Here is a 16,783-nt window from a genome sequence, read left to right as displayed (position 1 = left end):
GCAAGCTCGCTCCCACATGGACCCCGCCTGGCCGCTAGGCCGACGCAGTTTCCGGCCGGCGTACCTGGGGTTGTTTCCAGGAGTCGGCAGCGCTTTCTTCGATGGCTTGCTGGATCGCGCGCTTGCGGTTTTCTTCGGCGCGGCGGCTGAAGTACCAGACCAGGAAGGTCACCAGGGACACGGCCAGCAGGATCAGGCTCGCCACGGCGTTGATTTCCGGCTTGACCCCCAGGCGTACCGCCGAGAACACTTCCATCGGCAACGTGGTCGAGCCAGGGCCGGAGACGAAGCTCGCCAGCACAAGGTCATCCAGCGACAAGGCGAACGACATCATGCCGCCCGCCGCCAGCGACGGCGCGATCATCGGGATAGTGATCAGGAAGAACACCTTCCATGGCCGCGCGCCCAGGTCCATGGCCGCCTCTTCGATGGACAGATCCAGCTCACGCAGGCGCGCCGAGACCACCACCGCCACATAGGCCGCACAGAACGTGGTGTGGGCGATCCAGATGGTGACGATGCCGCGCTCCTGTGGCCAGCCGATCATCTGCGCCATCGCCACGAACAGCAGCAACAGCGACAGACCGGTGATCACTTCCGGCATCACCAACGGCGCGGTGACCAGGCCGCCGAACAGCGTGCGGCCCTTGAAGTGGGTGATGCGGGTCAGCACGAAGGCCGCCAGCGTACCCAGGGCCACCGCGGCAATCGCCGTGTAGCAGGCGATTTCCAGCGAGCGCAGCACCGATCCCATCAACTGAGTGTTGTCCAGCAGGCCGACGTACCACTTGATCGACCAGCCGCCCCACACCGTCACCAGTTTCGAGGCGTTGAACGAATAGATCACCAGAATCAGCATCGGCGCGTAGATGAACAGCAAACCCAGCACCAGCATCAGGCTTGAAAAACTGAAGCGCTTCATTCCTTGCCCTCCATTTCCTTGGCCTGACTGCGGTTGAACAGGATGATAGGCACGATCAGGATCGCCAGCATCACCACCGCCAGGGCGGATGCCACCGGCCAGTCACGGTTGTTGAAGAATTCCTGCCACAGCACTTTGCCGATCATCAGGGTTTCCGGGCCGCCCAGCAGTTCCGGGATCACGAACTCGCCCACCACCGGGATGAACACCAGCATGCAGCCTGCGACTATGCCGTTCTTGGACAGCGGCACGGTGATTTTCCAGAAACTGTTGAACGTACTCGAGCCCAGGTCGGACGCGGCCTCCAGCAAGCTGGGGTCGTGTTTGACCAGGTTGGCGTACAGCGGCAGGATCATGAACGGCAGGTACGAGTAGACGACCCCGATATAGACCGCCAGGTTAGTGTTGAGGATTTGCAGCGGCTCGTCGATCCAGCCCATGCTCAGCAAAAAGCCGTTGAGCAGGCCGTTGTTGCTAAGAATGCCCATCCACGCATAGACGCGGATCAGGATCGCGGTCCAGGTCGGCATCATGATCAGCAGCACCAGCACCGTCTGCAGCTCTTTACGGGCGTTGGCGATGCCGTAGGCCATCGGGTAACCGATCAGCAGGCACAGCACGGTGCTGATCAGCGCCATCTTCAGCGAACCGAGGTAGGCGGCAATGTACAGCTCATCGTCGCTGAGCATCACGTAGTTGCTGAAGTTGAGCAGCACTTGCAGCTTCTGGTCGACGTAGCTGTAGATCTCGGTGTACGGCGGAATGGCGACGTCGGCTTCGGCGAAACTGATCTTCAACACGATGAAGAACGGCAGCATGAAGAACAGGAACAGCCAGATGAAAGGCACCCCGATGACCAGTTGACGGCCACCGGGCGTTATTCGGTCGAGTCGGCGTTTGAATTTGCGCATGTTCATGAGCGAAGTACCACGCCGCTGTCGTCTTCCCACCAGACGTACACCTGATCGCCCCAGGTCGGCCGCTGGCCGCGGCGTTCGGCGTTGGCGACGAACGATTGCACCAGCTTGCCGCTCGGCAGCTCGACGTAGAACACCGAGTGGCCGCCCAGGTAGGCAATGTCATGGACCTTGCCGCTGGACCAGTTGTAATCGCAGGTCGGCTGCTCGGCGGTGACCAACAGTTTTTCCGGGCGAATGGCGTAGGTCACGGACTTGTCCTGCACCGAAGTGCTGATGCCGTGGCCGACGTAGATCCCGCGATCCAGGTCCTTGCAGGTCAACACCGCGTGCCCTTCGGCGTCGTCCACCACTTCGGTCTCGAAGATGTTGACGTTGCCGATGAACTCGCAGACCAGCCGACTGGTCGGGGTCTCGTAGATGTCGATCGGGCTGCCGATCTGGGCGATCCAACCCAGGTGCATGATCGCGATGCGCTCGGCCATGGTCATGGCCTCTTCCTGGTCGTGGGTCACCATCACGCAGGTCACGCCGACCCGCTCGATGATCTCCACCAGTTCCAGCTGCATCTGCGAGCGCAGCTTCTTGTCCAGGGCGCCCATGGGTTCATCGAGCAGCAACAGCTTGGGCCGCTTGGCCAGGGAGCGGGCCAGGGCCACACGCTGGCGCTGGCCGCCGGAGAGTTGGTGCGGCTTGCGCTTGGCGTACTGGCTCATCTGCACCAGCTTGAGCATTTCCGCGACGCGGGCCTCGATCTCAGGCTTGGGGATCTTGTCCTGTTGCAGGCCGAAGGCGATGTTCTGCGCCACGGTCATGTGCGGGAACAGCGCGTAGGACTGGAACATCATGTTGATCGGCCGCTCGTACGGCGGCATGTCGGTGATGTCCACACCGTCGAGGAAAATGCGCCCCTCCGTGGGCCGTTCGAACCCCGCCAGCATCCGCAGCAAGGTGGATTTGCCTGATCCCGAGCCGCCGAGCAAGGCGAAGATTTCGCCTTTCTTGATCTCCAGGGACACATCGTCCACGGCAATCGTCTCGTCGAACTTCTTCGTGACCCGGTCGATCTTGACCAGCACCTGCTTGGGTGTCTGGTCGCCCTCGAGGGCTTTCTTATAGGCGCCGGAGGCAACTGCCATTTACGAAACTCCCACAGAATTTGCAGTTCGCCCCACGCGGACGAACCTTGGTTATGCGTTTAGCGTTATTTGCCCGACTTGACCTTGGTCCAGCTGCGGGTCATCAGGCGTTGGATCTTGGGCGGCAACTCGGAATTGACGTAGAGCTTGTCGACCACCGCCTGCGGTGGATAGACCGCTTCATCGGTGCGCACTTTTTGGTCCATCAGCTCGCCGGCCTTGGGGTTCGGGTTGGCGTAACCGACGACGTCACTGACCTGGGCGATCACCTCAGGCTTGAGCACATAGTTGATGAACGCGTGGGCCTCCTTGACGTTGGTGGCGTCGCGTGGGATCGCCAGCATGTCGAACCAGAGGTTGCCGCCTTCCTTGGGGATCACGTAGGCGATCTCGACGCCCTTGCCGGCTTCGCTGGCACGCGAGCGGGCCTGGAAGATGTCGCCGGAGAAGCCGGCGGCCACGCAGATCTCGCCATTGGCCAGGTCGGAAATGTATTTGGAGGAATTGAAGTAGGTCACGTAGGGCCGGATCTTGAGCAACTGGGCCTCGGCCTTCTTGTAGTCCTCAGGATCTTCGCTGTTGGGGTTCAAGCCCAGGTAGTTGAGCATCGCCGGGATCATTTCATCACCCGAATCGAGGAAAGACACCCCGCAACTGGAGAGCTTCTTGATGTTTTGCGGCTCGAACAGCATGGCCCAGGAGTCGATCTTGTCGACACCCAGCACCGCCTTGACCTTCTCGACGTTATAGCCGATGCCGTTGGTGCCCCACAGGTAAGGCACAGCGTACTGATTACCCGGGTCGTTGCGCTCCAGGCGCTTGAGGAGCGCAGGATCGAGGTTGGCGTAATTCGGCAACTGTGCCTTGTCGAGCTTCTGGAACGCCCCGGCCTTGATCTGCTTGCCCAGGAAGTGGTTGGACGGCACGACCACGTCATACCCGGTACGGCCGGCCAGCAGCTTGCCTTCCAGGGTTTCGTTGGAATCGAACACGTCATACACCGGCTTGATACCGGTGGCTTTTTCGAAATCCGCCAGGGTGGTCTCGCCGATGTAGTCCGACCAGTTATAAATATGCACGGTGGAAGCAGCCTGGACGCTGACGGCGAGCGTCAGGCCGGCGCCGACCAGCAAGGCGTTGCGTAACAAAGAAAAGACTGGCACGTGGAGGTCCTCTTATATAGTCGGGCCCAAGTTGCCCCCCGTTACCTGGCCATCAAGGGCCCTGCAACAAAACCGGCGCGCAACTTACCCTCGATAAACCGATCCAGCAAAACTTTTATTATTGAATGTGTTCCTGTTGCCACCGCCGCGATGACCGCGACAACAGGAAAGTGCTTCAGGCCGGCTTATTTACCGGATTTGATCTTGGTCCAGCTGCGGGTCAGGATCCGCTGTGTTGCCGGCGGCAGGTCGCTGATCGCATAGAGTTTGGCTTTGACTTCATCCGTCGGGTAGATGTTCGAATCACCTGAGATGTCCTTGTCCACCAACGCCGTAGCGGCTTTGTTGCCGTTCGGGAAACGGACATTGTTGGTGATTTCGGCCATGATTTCCGGCTTCAGCAAGAAGTTCATGTACTGGTAGGCCGCATCGACGTTCTCGGCGTCCTTGGGAATGGCGACCATGTCGTAGAACGAACCGGCACCTTCTTTCGGAATGGCGTAGGCCACTTTGACCTTGCCACCGGCTTCGGCAGCGCGGGACTTGGACTGCTCGATATCACCCGAGTAACCCACGGCCACGCAGATGTTGCCGTTGGCCAGGTCGGAAATGTACTTGGACGAGTGGAAATAGCCGATCGAAGGACGGATCTTGAGGAACAGCGCCTCGGCGTCAGCCAGTTGTTTCTTGTCCTGGCTGTCGGTCGGATAGCCCAGGTAATGCAGCGCCACCGGGATCATCTCGGTCGGCGAATCGAGGAAGCTCACGCCGCAGCCCTTGAGCTTGGCGATGTTTTCCGGCTTGAGCAGGGTGTCCCAGGAATCGATCTTGTCGACGCCCAGCGCGGCCTTGACCTTCTCCGGGTTATAGCCGATGCCGATGGTGCCCCACATGTAAGGGAAGGCATGCTGGTTGCCCTTGTCGCTGGCGTCGCCAACGGCCTTGAGCAGGTCGGTGTCGAGGTTCTTCCAGTTCGGCAGCTTGGACTTGTCCAGCGGCTGGTAGACGCCGGCCTTGATCTGCTTGGCCAGGAAGTTGTTCGACGGCACCACGATGTCATAACCGGACTTGCCGGCCAGCAATTTGGCTTCCAGGGTCTCGTTGCTGTCGAACACGTCGTAGACCACTTTGATCCCCGACTCTTTCTCGAACTTGGCGACGGTGTCCGGCGCAATGTAGTCGGACCAGTTGTAGACGTGCAGCACTTTGTCTTCTGCCTGGACGGCCCCCGCCATCACCCCCATCAGGGACATGGCCAGGAGGGTCTTGCCAGCTATCTTCTTACCTAATGCGTTCATGCCTAATGCCTTCATGAATAATGCTCCAGTTATTCTTTTTAGCGCCACGTTCAGTAGCCGGCTCGCGGGCAACTTGAACAGCACGGTAGTCTGGCAAGTTACGGGGCAGGCTTTCAACAAGCCCAGCCTTTTATTCACACCGGGCGAGGCCCTTGAAGGCGCCTCGCACAGAGCCTAGCACTTAGCTTTGCAATGCACTGAGGGTCAGGTCCAGGCACTTGCGCGCCTTGCTCACCAGTTCGTCGATCTCGGCCTTGCTGATGACCAGCGGCGGCGCAATGATCATGGTGTCGCCCACCGCGCGCATGATCAGCCCGTTATCGAAGCAGAACTGCCGGCAAATCATGCCTACGCCCTTGCCTTCGTAGCGCTTGCGCGTGGCCTTGTCCTGGACCAGCTCGATCGCCCCCAGCAAACCGACGCCGCGCACTTCACCCACCAGCGGATGATCGTTCAGTTCCCGCAAACGCTTTTGCAAATAGGGTGCCGTTTCGTCGTGGACCCGCTCGATGATCTTCTCATCGCGCAGGATACGGATGTTTTCCAGGGCCACCGCCGCCGCCACCGGGTGGCCGGAATAGGTAAAGCCGTGGTTGAAGTCGCCACCTTCGTTGAGCACCGCGACCACATCATCACGCACGATCAGCCCGCCCATGGGGATGTAACCGGAGGTCAGGCCCTTGGCGATGGTCATCATGTGCGGTTTCAGATCGTAGAAATCGGTACCGAACCACTCGCCGGTACGGCCGAAACCGCAGATCACTTCGTCAGCTACGAACAGAATGTCGTACTTGGCGAGGATCTCCTTGACCCGCGGCCAGTAACTCTCCGGCGGCACGATCACCCCGCCCGCGCCCTGGATCGGCTCGGCGATGAAGGCTCCGACGTTGTCCACGCCGACCTCCAGGATCTTTTCTTCCAACTGGTTGGCCGCCCACACGCCGAATTCTTCCGGGCTCATGTTGCCGCCTTCGCCGAACCAGTAGGGCTGGGCGATATGGACGATGCCCGGGATCGGCAGATCGCCCTGTTCGTGCATGTACGTCATGCCGCCCAGGCTCGCGCCGGCCACGGTCGAACCGTGGTAACCATTCTTGCGGCTGATGATGACTTTCTTGTTCGGCTGGCCCTTGATCGCCCAGTAGTGGCGGACCATGCGCAGCATGGTGTCGTTGCCCTCGGAGCCGGAGCCGGTGAAGAACACGTGGTTCATGCCTTCAGGGGCGATGTCGGCGATGGCTTTGGACAATTCCAGCGCTGGCGGGTGAGCGGTCTGGAAGAACAGGTTGTAGTACGGCAGCTCGCGCATCTGTTGACTGGCGGCGTCGGCCAGTTCGTCGCGACCGTAGCCGACAGCCACGCACCAGAGACCGGCCATGCCGTCGAGGATCTGGTTGCCTTCACTGTCCCAGAGATAGACGCCCTTGGCGCGGGTGATGATGCGCGGCCCTTTCTCCTTGAGTTGCTTGAAATCACTGAATGGCGCCAGGTGGTGATCGCTGCTCAGGGCTTGCCATTCACGGGTTTGCGGGTTGTTACCGGTCATGCCGATTCTCCTTTTATATCGGTGGGGGCGAGACAGCGCCGCTGTCTCGCCCGGCGCCTCAGACGGCAAAGAGCAGGAATTCCCGCTCCCACGAACTGATGACGCGCTTGAAGTTTTCATGCTCGGCCCGCTTGACCGCGACGTAGCCAGTGATGAATTTCTTGCCCAGGTACTTCTCGATGGTCGCGCTGTTTTCCATGCGCTCCAGGGCGTCTTCAATGGTCAGCGGCAGGCGCAGGTTGCGACGCTCATAACCGCGCCCCACCACCGGCGCACTCGGGTTGATGCCTTCGACCATGCCGATGAAGCCACACAGCAGGCTGGCGGCAATCGCCAGGTACGGGTTGGCGTCGGCGCCCGGCAGGCGATTTTCCACCCGGCGGTTCTGTGGCACGGCGTCCGGCACGCGCAGGCCGACGGTGCGGTTCTCTTCGCCCCACTCCACGTTCACCGGCGCCGAAGTGTCCGGCAGGAAGCGGCGGAACGAGTTGACGTTGGGGGCGAACAGCGGCAACAGCTCGGGAATGAACTTCTGCAGGCCGCCGATGTGGTGCAGGAACAGGTCGCTCATGGTCCCGTCTTCATTGGAGAAGACGTTCTTGCCGGTTTCCTTGTCGATGATGCTCTGGTGCAGGTGCATCGCACTGCCCGGCTCGCCGGTCATGGGCTTGGCCATGAAGGTCGCGGCCACGTTGTGCTTGAGCGCCGCCTCGCGCATGGTGCGCTTGAACACCAGGATCTGGTCGGCCAGGGACAGCGCGTCGCCGTGACGGAAGTTGATTTCCATCTGCGCCGTGCCGTCTTCGTGAATCAAGGTGTCGAGGTCCAGCTCCTGCAATTCGCACCAGTCGTAGACGTCTTCGAACAGCGGGTCGAATTCGTTGGCCGCTTCGATCGAGAACGACTGGCGACCGGTTTCCGGGCGACCGGAGCGGCCCACGGGCGGTTGCAACGGGAAGTCCGGGTCGTCGCTGCGCTTGGTCAGGTAGAACTCCATTTCCGGCGCGACAATCGGCTGCCAGCCCTTGTCGGCGTAGAGCTTGAGCACCTTCTTGAGCACGTTGCGCGGCGACAGCTCGATGGGGTTGCCCTGCTTGTCGTAGGAATCGTGGATCACCTGAGCGGTGGGCTCGATGGCCCAGGGCACCAGGAACACTGCGTTTTCGTCCGGGCGGCACATCATGTCGATGTCGGCGGGGTCGAGCAGTTCGTAATAGATGTCGTCTTCGACATAGTCGCCCGTCACGGTCTGGAGCAGGACGCTCTCGGGCAGGCGCATGCCTTTCTCGGCGATGAACTTGTTGGTCGGCGAGATCTTGCCCCGGGTGATGCCGGTCAGGTCGCCAATCATGCATTCGACTTCTGTGATCTTGTGGTCTTTCAACCAATCGGTGAGCTGGTCGAGGTTGTTACTCATAAATGCCTCTAGGCGTGAGTTTCCTGACTGCTATTAGTCGTCAGGCGTTGTTTGACGCATCGGCGTCGCGTTGTGTTGCCCTTGCTCGGCAGGCATCGCCAAATGCCTGGAAAATCGCAAGGTAGTGCGGGTTGGAGCTTACCGCCCATTCGGGGTGCCATTGCACTCCTAAAGCAAAAGCCTTGCCCTGTATAACCGAAACAGCCTCGATCAGGCCATCCGGCGCCAGCGCCTCGACCCGCAACCCCGGTGCCAGGCGCTCGATGCCCTGGCCGTGGATCGAGTTGACATCGATCAGTGCCGGCAGGCCCAGGCCGGCGAGAATACCGCCCGGCTGGATATGCATGGCGTGGGCCGGACCGTACTGGACGTCCACCGCCTGGGTGTCGTCTTCACGGTGATCGATAAAGGTTCCGACTTCATGAACTTTCTGATGCAGGCTGCCGCCAAAGGCTACGTTCATTTCCTGGAAACCGCGGCAAATACCCAGCACCGGTACACCTGCCTCGACAGCGGCGCGAATCAGCGGCAGGGTGGTGGCGTCCCGTGCAGGATCATGAGCAGTGCCTGGCGCACTGGCCGGGCCCTGGTAATGAAAAGGTTCTACATTGGAAGGAGAGCCGGTGAAAAGCAGGCCATCCAGGGCGTCCAGAATATCGGACGGCGGGACCAGGTCCGCGAGGGAAGGAATCAGCAGGGGCAGGCCCTTGGCGGCCGTTGCGACAGCTCGTGAATACTTGTCGCCGCTGACGTGATACGCATGCAGACCGATCTGCCTGGAGCAGGTGGTAACGCCGATTAACGGCAGGCGAGACATGAAGCACCCCGGTATTATTGCTGTTATGGGTTTGAATCGAGCTTAGCCTTGTTCATTTTTTTACACAACACCCCCGTAAAAAATACAACACGGCCCGCTCAAGCCTGCGGGCGCCAAGCCCTCTAAAGGGAAAAAAACGCCCTAAATTGCCCCAAAAAAGCCCAGCAAGTGCTTTTTTAGGGCAAAAAAGGCCCTGCTTGACTTCGGCATGCCGTTCGGGTTGACTGGGTTTCGAAAAGATCAATGATTGATATTTTTAACAACAAAGGTGTTGCATCATGTCGGTACCCCCGCGTGCCGTTCAGCTTAACGAAGCGAACGCGTTCCTTAAGGAACATCCTGAGGTTCTGTACGTTGACCTTCTGATTGCGGATATGAATGGTGTGGTGCGCGGCAAGCGCATCGAACGCACCAGCCTCCACAAGGTTTACGAGAAAGGCATCAACCTGCCGGCCTCCCTCTTTGCCCTGGACATCAACGGCTCGACAGTGGAAAGCACTGGCCTGGGCCTGGACATCGGCGATGCCGACCGCATCTGCTATCCGATCCCCGGCACCCTGTCCAACGAACCCTGGCAGAAGCGCCCTACCGCGCAGTTGCTGATGACCATGCACGAGCTCGAAGGCGAGCCCTTCTTCGCCGACCCGCGTGAAGTCCTGCGCCAGGTCGTGACCAAGTTCGATGAGCTGGGCCTGACCATCTGCGCCGCCTTCGAACTGGAGTTCTACCTGATCGACCAGGAGAACGTGAATGGCCGCCCACAGCCGCCCCGCTCACCGATCTCCGGCAAACGCCCGCACTCGACCCAGGTCTACCTGATCGACGACCTCGACGAATACGTCGACTGCCTCCAGGACATCCTGGAAGGAGCCAAGGAGCAAGGCATTCCTGCCGATGCCATCGTCAAGGAAAGTGCTCCGGCGCAGTTCGAAGTGAACCTGCATCACGTGGCCGACCCGATCAAGGCCTGCGACTATGCGGTACTGCTCAAGCGCCTGATCAAGAACATCGCCTACGACCATGAAATGGACACCACCTTCATGGCCAAGCCGTATCCGGGCCAGGCGGGCAATGGTCTGCACGTTCACATTTCGGTCCTGGACAAAGACGGCAAGAACATCTTTGCCAGCGAGGATCCCGAGCAGAACGCCGCGCTGCGTCACGCGATCGGCGGTGTGCTCGAGACCCTGCCCGCGCAGATGGCCTTCCTCTGCCCGAACGTCAACTCCTACCGGCGCTTCGGCGCACAGTTCTACGTGCCGAACTCACCGACCTGGGGCCTGGACAACCGAACCGTGGCCTTGCGCGTACCCACCGGCTCCGCCGATGCCGTGCGCCTGGAACACCGCGTGGCCGGCGCCGACGCCAACCCGTACCTGCTGATGGCTTCCGTATTGGCTGGCGTACACCATGGCCTGGTCAACAAGATCGAGCCCGGCGCCCCGGTGGAAGGCAACAGCTACGAGCAGAATGAGCAAAGCCTGCCGAACAACCTGCGCGATGCCCTGCGCGAGCTGGACGACAGCGAAGTCATGGCCAAGTACATCGATCCGAAATACATCGATATCTTCGTGGCCTGCAAGGAAAGCGAACTGGAGGAGTTCGAACACTCCATCTCCGACCTTGAGTACAACTGGTACCTGCATACCGTGTAAGCGGTGGTGGTAAGAAGAAACGCCGCAGGCCTTCACGGGCTGCGGCGTTTTTTATGGCTGTTCAATCCAGATGATGAATTGGCTGCCTCCACAATGGTCCGGCCAGACACAAGACCGTGGCGAGGGAGCTTGCTCCCGCTGGGCTGCGCAGCAGCCCCAAAAAAGCTTGATCGATCGACTTCAGATACCGCGGCGACTGATTTAGGGGCTGCTTCGCAGCCCAGCGGGAGCAAGCTCCCTCGCCACAGGGATTTTTTCCTCACATACGCCGCTATGGACCCTCCGCTCGCTCTGCGTACAATGCCCGCAGTCCCGCAGGAGCCCTCCATGACGCGCATCGCCACCCCTCGCAAACCCCGCGCACGCAGCCAGGCCCGGATCGATTCGATTCTCGATGCCGCCCGTACGCTGCTTGCCGCCGAAGGCGTGGCCAGCCTGTCGATCTACAGCGTCGCCGAGCGCGCCGCGATTCCGCCCTCCTCCGTCTATCACTTCTTCGCCAGCGTCCCGGCCCTGCTCCAAGCCCTGACCGCCGATGTCCATGCAGCCTTTCGTGCATGCCTGCAGGCGCCGATCGACCACACAGCACTGCACCATTGGCGTGACCTGTCGCGCCTGGTGGAGCAGCGCATGCTCACCATCTACAGCCAGGACGCCGCCGCTCGCCAATTGATCCTGGCCCAGCACGGCCTGACCGAAGTCACCCAGGCCGACCGCCAGCACGACCTCGAACTGGGCGAGCTGATGCACAAACTGTTCGACCGCCATTTCGAGCTGCCGACCCTGCCCACCGACATCGACGTCTTCGCCTTGGCCATGGAACTGGGCGACCGCGTCTACGCCCGCTCGGTACAACAACACGAGCAGATCACCCCGCGAATGGCCGAGGAAGGCATGCGGGTATTCGATGCGTACCTGGGGTTGTACCTGCCGCCCTACCTGCCCAAGCGACACGCCATCGGCTGATGCCCCGTGGGAGCAAAGCTCGCTCGACGGTCATGCCCAATCGCCAGCAAGCTTTGCTTCCACCGATTTAACGACGTTTGATCCTTCATCCATAGAAAAGCCCCAGAGGGCTCACGCCGTCCGGGGCTGCGGGTAAAGCATCGCTCACAACTTGGCGATCGACACCTCGGTGGATTTAACGAAAGCGATGACTTCGCTACCGATGGCCAGCTCAAGCTCCCTGACCGAACGGGTGGTGATGACCGAAGTGACGATGCCGGAAGCGGTCTGCACGTCGATTTCCGAGAGCACGTCGCCTTCGACGATTTCCTTGATGGTGCCTTTGAACTGGTTGCGTACGTTGATGGCTTTGATAGTCATGTTATTTCTCCTGGGGTCGAAATGAGCTGCAAGTGGCGAGCTACAAGCTGCAAGTAAAAGCGCTCGGCCTCACTTGCGGCTTGAGGCCTGAAGCTTGCAGCCGCTTCATTGCGCCCAACGCAGCTGCGTGGGCAGGGGTGAAACGGGTTCGGGTTCCGGGAGTTGGCCGGGCAAGGACAACACGCGGTTGAGGACTTCGGTTTCCAGCGCCGCCAGCCGATGAGAGCCACGGGCCCGGGGGCGTGGCAGGTCGATGGCCAGGTCAAGGCCGATCTGGCCGTCTTCGATCAGGATCACCCGGTCGGCAATCGCCACTGCTTCGCTGACGTCGTGGGTCACCAGCAGCACGGTGAAGCCATGTTGCTGCCAAAGGTTTTCGATCAACTGTTGCATCTCGATCCGGGTCAGGGCGTCGAGCGCTCCCAATGGTTCGTCGAGCAACAGCAGGCGCGGCTGATGGATCAATGCGCGGGCCAGGGCCACCCGTTGTTTCTGCCCGCCGGACAGCGCCGCCGGCCATTCCTCGGCGCGGTCGGCCAGGCCTACGGCTTCCAGTGCCTGTAGCGCTTGCGGCCGCCAGTTGCCCTTGAGCCCGAGACCGACGTTGTCGATGATTTTTTTCCAGGGCAGCAAGCGCGCTTCCTGGAACATCAGTCGAGTGTCCTGCTGTGCAGCGCTCAGCGGCGCCGAGCCGGCCAGCAGCTGGCCGTCAGACGGCTGATCCAGGCCGGCCAGCAGGCGCAGCAAGGTACTTTTGCCACAGCCGCTGCGGCCGACCACCGCCACGAATTGCCCGGCGGGGATGTGCAGGTCAATGTCGCGCAGCACCTGGCGCGAGCCGAAGGTCTTTTGCAACTTGCGCACCGCCAGGGGGATGCCGCGCAGCAGACGCGGAGGTTGTTGTGCAGTCATGCGACACCTCCCTTGTTGACCTGGTACGCCGGATGCCAGCGCAGCCACACTCGCTCAAGTCCTCGGGCTGCAAGGTCGGCCAGTTTGCCGAGCACCGCGTACAGCAGAATCGCCAACACCACCACGTCGGTTTGCAGGAACTCCCGGGCATTCATTGCCAGGTAGCCGATGCCGGAGCTGGCGGAAATGGTTTCCGCCACAATCAGCGTCAGCCACATGAAGCCCAGGGCAAACCGCACGCCCACCAGGATCGAAGGCAAGGCACCCGGCAGGATCACCTGCCAGAACAGGCTGAAACCGGACAAGCCGTAGCTACGGGACATCTCCACCAATGCCGGATCGACGTTGCGGATCCCGTGGTAGGTATTGAGGTAGATCGGAAACAGCGTGCCCAGGGCCACCAGGAAAATCTTCGCCGACTCATCGATGCCGAACCACAGGATCACCAGCGGGATCAGCGCGAGGTGCGGTACGTTCCTGACCATTTGCACTGAACTGTCCAGCAGCCGCTCGCCCCATTTCGACAAGCCAGTGATGAAGCCCAGGGTCAGGCCGATACCGCCACCGATCAGGAACCCGACCGCCGCGCGCCAGCCGCTGATGGCCAAGTGTGTCCAGATCTCGCCGCTGCGCACCAGATTGATCCCGGCCTCGATCACCGCCACCGGTGCCGGCAGGATCCGTGTGGACAGCCAGCCGGCCGAGACCGACAGCTGCCACACCGCCAGCAACAGCAGCGGCACCGCCCAGGGCGCCAGGTTGTGGATAACTTTCTTCATGGCCGCCTCAGCTCTGGGATGCGGCTTTGGGAAGGATATCGTTGGCGACCATTTCACCGAACGGGCTCACGTAACCACCGCTCTTCGGCAATTGCGGGCGTTCGACGTCCAGGTGCGGGAACAGCAACTCCGCCACGCGGTAGGATTCTTCCAGATGTGGATAACCCGAGAAGATGAACGTATCGATGCCCAGCTCGGCATATTCCTTGACCCGCGCCGCCACGGTAGGACCATCGCCCACCAGCGCGGTGCCGGCACCGCCACGCACCAGGCCGACGCCGGCCCAGAGATTGGGGCTGACCTCCAGCTTGTCGCGACGACCGCCGTGTAGCGCGGCCATGCGTTGCTGCCCCACCGAATCGAAGCGCGCCAAAGAAGCCTGCGCGCGGGCGATGGTGTCGTCGTCCAGATGGGAGATCAGCCGGTTCGCGGCTTGCCAGGCTTCGGCATTGGTTTCCCGTACGATCACATGCAGGCGGATGCCGAAGCGCACGGTACGGCCCAGCTTCGCGGCCTTGGCTCGGACCTGAGCGATTTTTTCCGCAACGGCCTCGGGCGGCTCGCCCCAGGTCAGGACCATTTCCACCTGCTCGGCCGCCAGGTCCTGGGCCGCTTCGGAAGAACCGCCGAAATACAGCGGTGGGCGCGGCTGCTGGATCGGTGGATAGAGCAACTTGGCGCCCTTCACGCTGATGTGCTCGCCGTCGTAATCCACGGTCTCGCCTTCCAGCACCCGGCGCCAGATGCGGGTGAATTCCACCGAAGCCTGGTAGCGCTGCTCGTGGTCGAGGAACAGGCCATCGCCCGCCAGCTCATCCGGGTCGCCGCCGGTGACCAGATTGAATAACGCCCGCCCGCCGGACAACCGGTCCAGCGTCGCAGCCTGGCGCGCCGCCACCGTCGGGGAAATGATTCCGGGGCGAAGGGCAACCAGGAATTTCAGGCGCTGGGTGACCGGAATCAGCGAAGCGGCCACCAGCCAGGAGTCCTCGCAAGAGCGCCCGGTGGGGATCAGCACACCGCCGAAACCCAACCGATCCGCCGCCTGGGCAATCTGTTGCAAGTAGCCGTGGTCGACGGCGCGAGCGCCTTCGGCGGTGCCAAGGTAATGGCCGTCGCCGTGGGTAGGCAGGAACCAGAAAATATTGAGGCTCATGGAGTGGTCTCCTGAAGGGATCGAATTACTGCGCGTTCGCAACCGCCGCTGGCGGCGTCCAGATCACGTCCTTGATGCTCAAGGGCTTGGGAATCAATTTGAGCTGATAGAAGCTGTCGGCGATTTTCTGCTGCGCCGCCGCCACGTCCGGGCTGAGGAACAGCGCCCCGTAGCCTTGGCGCTTGACCGAGGTCAGGGTGATGTCGGCGGGCAGGCCGAGCAGTGGCGACACCTGTCTGGTCACGTCTTCGGGGTTGGCCTTGGACCACTCGCCGACTGCGCGCACTTCGTCCACCAAGGCGGTAATGACCTGTGGATGCTTTTGCGCATAGGGCTTGGTGGCGAGGTAGAACTGATGGTTGTCGACGATGCCTTTGCCATCACGCAGGGTGCGGGCCTGCAATTGTTGTTCGGCGGCGGCCTGGTACGGGTCCCAGATCACCCAGGCGTCGACACTGCCGCGCTCGAATGCGGCGCGGGCATCGGCCGGCGGCAGGAAGACCGTCTGGATGTCGGAATATTCGAGGCCGGCGTCTTCCAGCGCTCGCACCAACAGGTAATGGACGTTGGAACCCTTGTTGAGCGCGACTTTCTTGCCCTTGAGGTCTTGTACCGACTGGATCGGCGAGCCCTTGGGCACCAGGATCGCCTCGCTGTCGGGCGCCGGAGGCTCGTAGGCGACGTAAAGCAAGTCGGCGCCGGCCGCCTGGGCAAACACCGGCGGGGTTTCACCGGTCACGCCGAAGTCGATCGAGCCGACGTTCAGGCCTTCCAGCAATTGCGGACCGCCGGGAAACTCGGTCCATTGCACGTCCACGCCTTGGGCCGCGAGGCGTTTTTCCAGAGTGCCCTTGGCCTTGAGTAGCACCAGGGTGCCGTATTTCTGATAACCGATCCGCAAGGTCTCGGCTTGAGCCTGGATCGTGGCGCCGAAGGACACAGCCGCAGTAAACAGAGCGACCAGCCCGCGACGCAAAATGACAGTGCGCATGGCGCCTCTCCTTTTTGCTGTGGGGTTTTGGCTGCACCTGCTTGGCCGTTGGCGGCTGAGTAAGGTGAGTTGAAACTGGGGTTACAACATTCAGATGCTCCAGCGAGCACTCAACAAACGTTCATTCAAAACGCGGGGGTCCAAGGGCCGGGGCCGGCGGGCCATGGCGCTGAAAAACTGTTCCAGCGCCTCATCCAGGCGCTTCTGCAAGGCCGGCGTCAATTGCGCCTGGGCGCTGCCTTCGCCATAAGCGATCTGGTTGTCCTCGGCGAAGATCCCATGAAGCATCTCCTGCGCCTTGAGCGCCGACAGCACGGGCTTGAGGGCGTAATCCACCGCCAGCATATGGGCGATGCTGCCGCCGGTAGCCATGGGTAGCACGACTTTATGGCTCAGGGCGCGTTCGGGCAGCAGGTCCAGCACGGTCTTCAGCGCACCGGAAAACGAGGCCTTGTACACCGGCGTTGCGATCAGCAGGCCGTCGGCGTTCTCGATCTGCTGGAGCAGGTCGATGATCTTCGGGCTGTCGAAACGCGCATGCAGCAAGTCTTCAGCCGGAAAATCGCGCACCTGATAGCTCACCACTTCCACACCTTGCTGCTGCAACCAGCGTTGCGAACGCTCCAGCAGCACCCCGGAACGGGATCGCTGGCTGGGACTGCCACCGAGTGAGACGACCAACATGCCAACCATTCCTTAAATGTCACGTGCGATTCGCGGTGGGCGATCTCGCTGTATGGAGCCA

Annotated in this window: 16 protein-coding genes; 2 read left to right on the top strand and 14 right to left on the bottom strand. The window is 61.3% G+C overall.

What is annotated here, in order from left to right:
* Window positions 1–34: 34 nt before the first annotated feature.
* The 8 genes from ACLEJR_RS05810 to ACLEJR_RS05775 all read right to left on the bottom strand — a co-directional run bounded on the left by ACLEJR_RS05810 (window position 35) and on the right by ACLEJR_RS05775 (window position 9,219).
* Window positions 35–922, bottom strand: a complete 888-nt coding sequence (locus ACLEJR_RS05810) for an ABC transporter permease subunit (RefSeq protein WP_440795930.1) — start codon at window positions 920–922, stop codon at window positions 35–37.
* The gene (locus ACLEJR_RS05805) at window positions 919–1,839 is read right to left on the bottom strand and encodes an ABC transporter permease subunit (RefSeq protein WP_440795932.1); all 921 of its coding nucleotides are present in this window, start codon (window positions 1,837–1,839) and stop codon (window positions 919–921) included. The genes ACLEJR_RS05810 and ACLEJR_RS05805 overlap by 4 nt, the downstream gene beginning before the upstream one ends.
* Window positions 1,836–2,978, bottom strand: a complete 1,143-nt coding sequence (locus tag ACLEJR_RS05800; protein ID WP_440795934.1) for an ABC transporter ATP-binding protein — start codon at window positions 2,976–2,978, stop codon at window positions 1,836–1,838. Before ACLEJR_RS05800 ends, ACLEJR_RS05805 begins: the two co-directional genes overlap by 4 nt.
* Before the next feature lie 65 nt (window positions 2,979–3,043).
* The gene (locus ACLEJR_RS05795; RefSeq protein ID WP_440795936.1) at window positions 3,044–4,141 is read right to left on the bottom strand and encodes a polyamine ABC transporter substrate-binding protein; all 1,098 of its coding nucleotides are present in this window, start codon (window positions 4,139–4,141) and stop codon (window positions 3,044–3,046) included.
* A gap of 185 nt (window positions 4,142–4,326) precedes the next feature.
* Entirely contained in the window at window positions 4,327–5,439 is a 1,113-nt protein-coding gene (locus tag ACLEJR_RS05790) for a polyamine ABC transporter substrate-binding protein (protein ID WP_440795938.1), read from the bottom strand.
* A gap of 181 nt (window positions 5,440–5,620) precedes the next feature.
* On the bottom strand, window positions 5,621–6,985 hold the full coding sequence (locus ACLEJR_RS05785; RefSeq protein WP_440812674.1) for an aspartate aminotransferase family protein: 1,365 nt from the start codon (window positions 6,983–6,985) through the stop codon (window positions 5,621–5,623).
* Between the two features lie 58 nt (window positions 6,986–7,043).
* Window positions 7,044–8,402, bottom strand: coding sequence for a glutamine synthetase family protein (locus tag ACLEJR_RS05780; RefSeq protein WP_440812672.1), 1,359 nt, complete (start codon window positions 8,400–8,402; stop codon window positions 7,044–7,046).
* Between the two features lie 40 nt (window positions 8,403–8,442).
* On the bottom strand, window positions 8,443–9,219 hold the full coding sequence (locus tag ACLEJR_RS05775; RefSeq protein ID WP_440795943.1) for a gamma-glutamyl-gamma-aminobutyrate hydrolase family protein: 777 nt from the start codon (window positions 9,217–9,219) through the stop codon (window positions 8,443–8,445).
* Window positions 9,220–9,497: 278 nt separating this feature from the next.
* Between ACLEJR_RS05775 and ACLEJR_RS05770 the strand changes: the two genes are divergently transcribed.
* Both ACLEJR_RS05770 and ACLEJR_RS05765 read left to right on the top strand, forming a co-directional pair.
* On the top strand, window positions 9,498–10,874 hold the full coding sequence (locus ACLEJR_RS05770; protein WP_304551690.1) for a glutamine synthetase family protein: 1,377 nt from the start codon (window positions 9,498–9,500) through the stop codon (window positions 10,872–10,874).
* Between the two features lie 327 nt (window positions 10,875–11,201).
* A complete protein-coding gene (locus ACLEJR_RS05765) occupies window positions 11,202–11,840 on the top strand; it encodes a TetR/AcrR family transcriptional regulator (protein ID WP_440795946.1) in 639 nt (212 codons plus the stop codon).
* Window positions 11,841–11,984: 144 nt separating this feature from the next.
* Here ACLEJR_RS05765 and ACLEJR_RS05760 read toward each other — a convergent pair whose 3' ends face one another.
* The 6 genes from ACLEJR_RS05760 to ssuE all read right to left on the bottom strand — a co-directional run bounded on the left by ACLEJR_RS05760 (window position 11,985) and on the right by ssuE (window position 16,722).
* On the bottom strand, window positions 11,985–12,200 hold the full coding sequence (locus ACLEJR_RS05760) for a TOBE domain-containing protein (protein ID WP_007928303.1): 216 nt from the start codon (window positions 12,198–12,200) through the stop codon (window positions 11,985–11,987).
* A 105-nt stretch (window positions 12,201–12,305) separates the two neighbouring features.
* On the bottom strand, window positions 12,306–13,112 hold the full coding sequence (gene ssuB, locus ACLEJR_RS05755) for an aliphatic sulfonates ABC transporter ATP-binding protein (RefSeq protein WP_440795948.1): 807 nt from the start codon (window positions 13,110–13,112) through the stop codon (window positions 12,306–12,308).
* Complete coding sequence (gene ssuC, locus ACLEJR_RS05750; RefSeq protein ID WP_440812670.1) at window positions 13,109–13,891, bottom strand: aliphatic sulfonate ABC transporter permease SsuC; 783 nt, start codon at window positions 13,889–13,891, stop codon at window positions 13,109–13,111. Before ssuC ends, ssuB begins: the two co-directional genes overlap by 4 nt.
* Window positions 13,892–13,898: 7 nt before the next feature.
* Window positions 13,899–15,047, bottom strand: a complete 1,149-nt coding sequence (gene ssuD, locus ACLEJR_RS05745; protein WP_440795952.1) for an FMNH2-dependent alkanesulfonate monooxygenase — start codon at window positions 15,045–15,047, stop codon at window positions 13,899–13,901.
* A 25-nt stretch (window positions 15,048–15,072) separates the two neighbouring features.
* Complete coding sequence (locus ACLEJR_RS05740; protein ID WP_440795954.1) at window positions 15,073–16,038, bottom strand: sulfonate ABC transporter substrate-binding protein; 966 nt, start codon at window positions 16,036–16,038, stop codon at window positions 15,073–15,075.
* A 90-nt stretch (window positions 16,039–16,128) separates the two neighbouring features.
* Entirely contained in the window at window positions 16,129–16,722 is a 594-nt protein-coding gene (gene ssuE, locus ACLEJR_RS05735; protein ID WP_440795956.1) for an NADPH-dependent FMN reductase, read from the bottom strand.
* Window positions 16,723–16,783 lie beyond the last annotated feature (61 nt).

The organism is Pseudomonas sp. SMN5 (genome assembly GCF_052041925.1).
Classification (GTDB): Bacteria; Pseudomonadota; Gammaproteobacteria; order Pseudomonadales; family Pseudomonadaceae; genus Aquipseudomonas.
The sequence above is the reverse complement of the archived record's forward strand: the minus strand, read 5'-3'. Positions and strand labels throughout refer to the sequence as shown.